Here is a 4,746-nt window from a genome sequence, read left to right as displayed (position 1 = left end):
TCTCAGGATGGCGCTCAAGCTCGCCATGGACCGCGAGCAGATGCTCGACAAGATCCTGCGCGGCTACGGCTCGGTGGGTAACGACTTCCCAATCAACGAAGCCTACCCGCTATTTTCCGACGATATTGAGCAGCGGGCCTTCGATCCGGACAAAGCCAAGTTCCACTATCAGAAGTCGGGCCACAGCGGGCCAATCCTGCTCAGGACCTCCGATGTTGCCTTCCCCGGCGCCGTCGACGCCGCCCAGCTCTACCAGCAGAGCTGCACCAAAGCCGGCATCACTATCGAGGTCAAGCGCGAGCCGAGCGATGGCTACTGGTCGGAGGTCTGGTTAAAGCAGCCGTTCGCGACTTCCTTTTGGACCGGTCGCGCGACGCAGGACCAGGCGTACTCGGTCGCCTATCTGTCGACGGCGGCGTGGAATGACACGCGCTTCGCTAACGAGAAGTTCGACAAGCTTCTCATCGAGGCGCGCGCCGAACTCGACCAGGACAAGCGCAAGAACCTCTATCGCGAGATGGCCATCATCGTTCGCGACGAGGGCGGCGTGATCGCACCGTTCTTCAACCAGTTCATCGACGCGACAGGGCCGGGCGTGAAGGGTTTCGTGAAGCATCCTGCGCGGGATTTTAGCAACGCCTCCGCATTGGCGGAATGCTGGCTCGAAGCCTGAACGGCGTGACTTACGGCCTGATGCCGGTTGCCCAGCGCCACGCGCTGGGCAACCGGCATCAGGATTTCGACATCAGGAGCACATGAAACGTGTCGACGCTCTCCTCGACGCTGGCCGCGTCGGCTTCATGGGTCTTGATTGAGGACGTGGGCCTCATCCTGTAGCCACGGACGGCCTAGATCCGCATGAGCTCAGCAGTCCGCGCTTAAACCGACCGGGTCACTGCGCCGCGCTGTGGCGCGGCTCAAGTGGCCGGCACCTCGACGCGCGAAGCCGCGTTTCCTAAGAGTCCGGCGGGGTTGGCTGCCACACCTTCAACGCGCGCGCTGCGGAGGCACAGGACCGCACGCCCGCCATTCGAATGTGACCGAGAAGCGCGGGCGGGTCATCTAGGTAGGGTCATGATCACGTCGTGCCCTGCTGAACACTCCCCCCTTCGAGCGGCAAGGTCATGTGACGGATCCTGCGCGAATGGGGGCCAAAACGCCGATTTCGTGCTCGGACAGACGAGCGATACATGCAAAGCGACACATTGATGCTGGTACCAATGGTACTCTAAATAGTGGCCGCGTCGTCCGGCCCTAAGGGAACGCATATTACCGAGGAGCATCCAAATGTCGCAGGAACTCGATTATCTCAGCCTCCGCGTCGCTGCGGGCCGGCTGAGCCGGCGTGAATTTCTTGGCCGCGCAACGGCGCTCGGCGTCTCGGCGACGTTTGCGAATTCGCTCCTTACTAGCGCTGCGCGAGCGGAGGGGCCCGTACGCGGCGGTATCCTTAAGGGCGGCCTTTCTGGAGGTAGCGCGACCGATAGTCTCGATCCGGCGACGTTCTCGACTTTGTCATCGATTTTCGGCGCCTGCTGGGGCGAGTATCTCGTTGCGATGGTGCCAGACGGCGGACTGGAGAACCGCATAGCTGAAAGCGTTGAGGCCAGCAAGGACGCCAAAACCTGGACGATGAAGATCCGCAAGGGGCTCGAGTTCCACAACGGCAAGGCCGTGACAGCGAAGGATGTGGCGGCGACTCTCGAGCGTCACTCTGACCCGAAGTCGAAGTCCGGCGCGCTCGGCGTGCTGAAGAGCATCGACACCATCAACGCGAATGGTGACGAAGTGGTCGTAACGTTGAAGGATGCCAATGCTGACTTCCCTTACCTTATGACCGACTATCACCTCATTATTCAGCCGAATGGGGGGAAGGACAATCCAGCCGAAGGCATCAGCGCTGGGCCGTACAAGGCGAGCGTCAACGAGCCCGGCGTTCGGTACGGCGGCGAGCGTTTCGCCAATTTCTGGCAGCCAGATAAGATGGGTTTTGCCGACCAGGTTGAGCTCCTCGCCATCAATGACGCGACGGCTCGTATCTCCGCGCTGCAGGCCGGCCAGGTGCATATAATCGACAAGGTCGAGCCCAAGGTCATCGATCTAATCAAGCGGGCGCCCAACTTGAAAGTGGAGGCCGTCTCGGGTCCCGGCTACTATTGCTTCAACATGTTCTGCGACACCGCGCCCTTCGACAACAACGATCTGAGAATGGCATTAAAGCTTGCAATCGACCGTCAGGAGATGCTCGATAAAATCCTGCGCGGCTACGGCACGCTCGGCAATGACTTCCCGGTCAACAACGCATATAGCCTGTTTCCCGAAGACATCCCCCAGCGCGAATTCGATACCGACCAAGCCAAGCATTATTACAAAAAATCTGGTCACAACGGCCCAATCCTCCTTCGGGTCGCCAACGCCGGCTTCCCTGGAGCGGTCGATGCTGCACAACTCTACCAGCAGAGCTGTGCCAAAGCCGGCATCGCCCTTGAGATCCAGCGCGTGCCAGACGACGGCTTCTGGTCGGAGGTCTGGAACAAACAACCCTTCTGCAATACTTACTGGTCAGGCCGAGCGACGCAGGACCAGATGTACTCGACCACGTATCTGTCAACGGCCGAATGGAACGACACCCACTTCTCTAACGAGAAGTTCGACAAGCTTCTCATCGAAGCGCGCGCTGAACTCGATCAGGATAAGCGGAAGAACCTCTATCGCGAGATAGCCATCATTGTTCGCGATGAGGGAGGCGTGATCGTGCCAATGTTCAACCAGGCCGTCGACGCTATTTCCGACAAGGTTGGCGGCTATGTCGCTTGGCACGACGCTCTGATGAACAGCTTGGCTTTTACCAAATGCTGGCTAAAGGCCTAGTTCGTCGGCGTCGTTAACCTTCAGCTCGGACGCTATCCGGCAACTCTCTCATCGGTTAGGCATAGTTCGCATGATCCGAACAGGGACAGCTCATAAGATCTTGTTGGTGACGCGATGTAGGTGACCCCCGTCGCCGAGCTGCTTGTTGGGGATAAGCGCGCCAATTACCCTCACGTTCGAGGGCCGCTATTCCCATCCCGCGATGCCCCGCCGCAAGGCAGGTAGCGTGCTCAATATCGGCATTACAGTGGCGAAGCGGTTGCCGCGGAGTGGCCTGCTGCCGGTTTTTCGGACACGAGGTTAAGCTAGCATAGCTTGTTCCTCGAACTCGACTGGGCTCAGGTAGCCTAGCGTCGAGTGCCTTCGCCGAGGGTTATAGAAGCGCTCGATGTAATCGAACACATCCGCCCTGGCGTCATCCCTCGTCCTGTAGACCTTGCGGGCTGTCCGCTCGGTCTTGAGCGACGAGAAGAAGCTCTCCATCGCAGCGTTGTTCCAGACGTTGCCCGACCGGCTCATTGAACAGGTGATGCCGTGATCGGCCATCAGTCGCTGGAACTGCTCGCTCGTATATTGCGCTCCTTGGTCGGAGTGGTGCAGCAGGCTGTCCGGCTTGCCTCTCCTCCAGATCGCCATGATGAGAGCGTCGGTGACGAGCTGCGCCGTCATCTCGGCCTTCATCGCCCAGCCGACGACACGCCTGGAGAACAGATCAACGACGGCGGCAACGTAGAGCCATCCTTCGGCGGTCCAGATGTAGGTGAAGTCCGCAATCCACTTCTGGTTCGGGGCCGATGCCTCGAAGGCGCGGTCGAGTAGGTTCTCCGACACCGCCGCTCGCTCTCTGGTGTCCTTCGGCAGTCCGCGGCGCCGAGGCCGGACCCGCAGCCCGTTCTCCCGCATCAGCCGTTCGATGCGATGCAGTCCGCAGGAAAGCCCCTCTGCCAGAACGTCGTGCCAGACCCGACGCGCGCCGTAAGTGCGGTCGCTGCTCTTGAAGCTTCGGTCGATCCTGGAAACGAGGATCTCGTCATGCCGGGAGCGAACGCTGGGGCTGCGGTTGAGCCAGGCATGGAAGCCCGAGCGGGACACATCCAGCGCACTGCACAGCCATGCCACCGGCCAGATGCCCCGGTGCCTCGCGATGAAAGCGAACCTCATGTCACTTCCCTCGCGAAGTAGGCTGCGGCCTTTTTTAGGATGTCGCGCTCCGCCTTCAGCTTCGCGACTTCCTTGCGCAGCCTGGCGCCCTGAGACTCGATGGCCCTCGTTATAGGTGCCTGCAGCCACTGCTGTTGATGGCCATAAGGCGAGGATTTGTCACCCCCCGTTAGTCGTCGCCTTTTGGGCGTGGGCAGCGAGTAAACGGCGGTTTCCTGCGTCGGTAAAGGCAAATTAGCGCGTTTCGCGCTCATTTAGGTTGATACGTTCACCATACGCGGCCGCCTTGTCGGCCTTAGGGGAACAGTAGTGAGGAACGTCTCATGTCACTTAAACTCGACTATCTCAACCGCCGTGGCCATGGCGGCGAGCACACCAATCCCATGAATGACTCCGCGCTATCCAAATGCTGGCTGACGGCGTAATGCGGTTGTCGGCGATGTCCCCCATTGTAAGACTGATCACCCAGCGCATCACGCTTGGAATCCTGCTCCTTTTCCTTGTCTCGATTCTAATCTTTGCCGGCACGCAGATCCTGCCAGGCGACGTCTCGCAAGCCATTCTCGGCCAGTCTGCGACCCCGGAAGCGCTCGCCAACCTGCGGGCCGAGCTGGGCCTTAACGATCCAGCGTACATCCGCTATTTCCGCTGGTTGGGCGGTGTGCTGACTGGCGATCTCGGCACCGCGCTCACTTCGCGACAGGAGATTACCGC

General features: G+C 60.1%; 2 protein-coding genes and 2 pseudogenes. 3 read left to right on the top strand and 1 reads right to left on the bottom strand.

The window, feature by feature from the left end; all coding sequences use genetic code 11:
- Positions 1 to 673: ABC transporter substrate-binding protein (locus EN750_RS19115; RefSeq protein ID WP_245482739.1), on the top strand; the 673-nt coding region annotated here is incomplete at its 5' end.
- Positions 674 to 1,287: 614 nt separating this feature from the next.
- Complete coding sequence (locus EN750_RS19105; RefSeq protein WP_095489424.1) at positions 1,288 to 2,871, top strand: ABC transporter substrate-binding protein; 1,584 nt, start codon at positions 1,288 to 1,290, stop codon at positions 2,869 to 2,871.
- Between the two features lie 300 nt (positions 2,872 to 3,171).
- Here the strand turns inward: EN750_RS19105 and EN750_RS19100 are convergent.
- Positions 3,172 to 4,115 (bottom strand): annotated as a pseudogene (locus tag EN750_RS19100) (IS3 family transposase); the annotation flags it as partial.
- 323 nt (positions 4,116 to 4,438) lie between these two features.
- Here EN750_RS19100 and EN750_RS19095 point away from each other — a divergent pair.
- Positions 4,439 to 4,746 (top strand): annotated as a pseudogene (locus EN750_RS19095) (ABC transporter permease); the annotation flags it as partial.

The organism is Mesorhizobium sp. M7A.F.Ca.ET.027.03.2.1 (assembly GCF_003999175.1).
In the GTDB taxonomy this organism is placed as follows: Bacteria; Pseudomonadota; Alphaproteobacteria; order Rhizobiales; family Rhizobiaceae; genus Mesorhizobium.
This window is presented reverse-complemented; position numbering and strand designations above follow the sequence as displayed.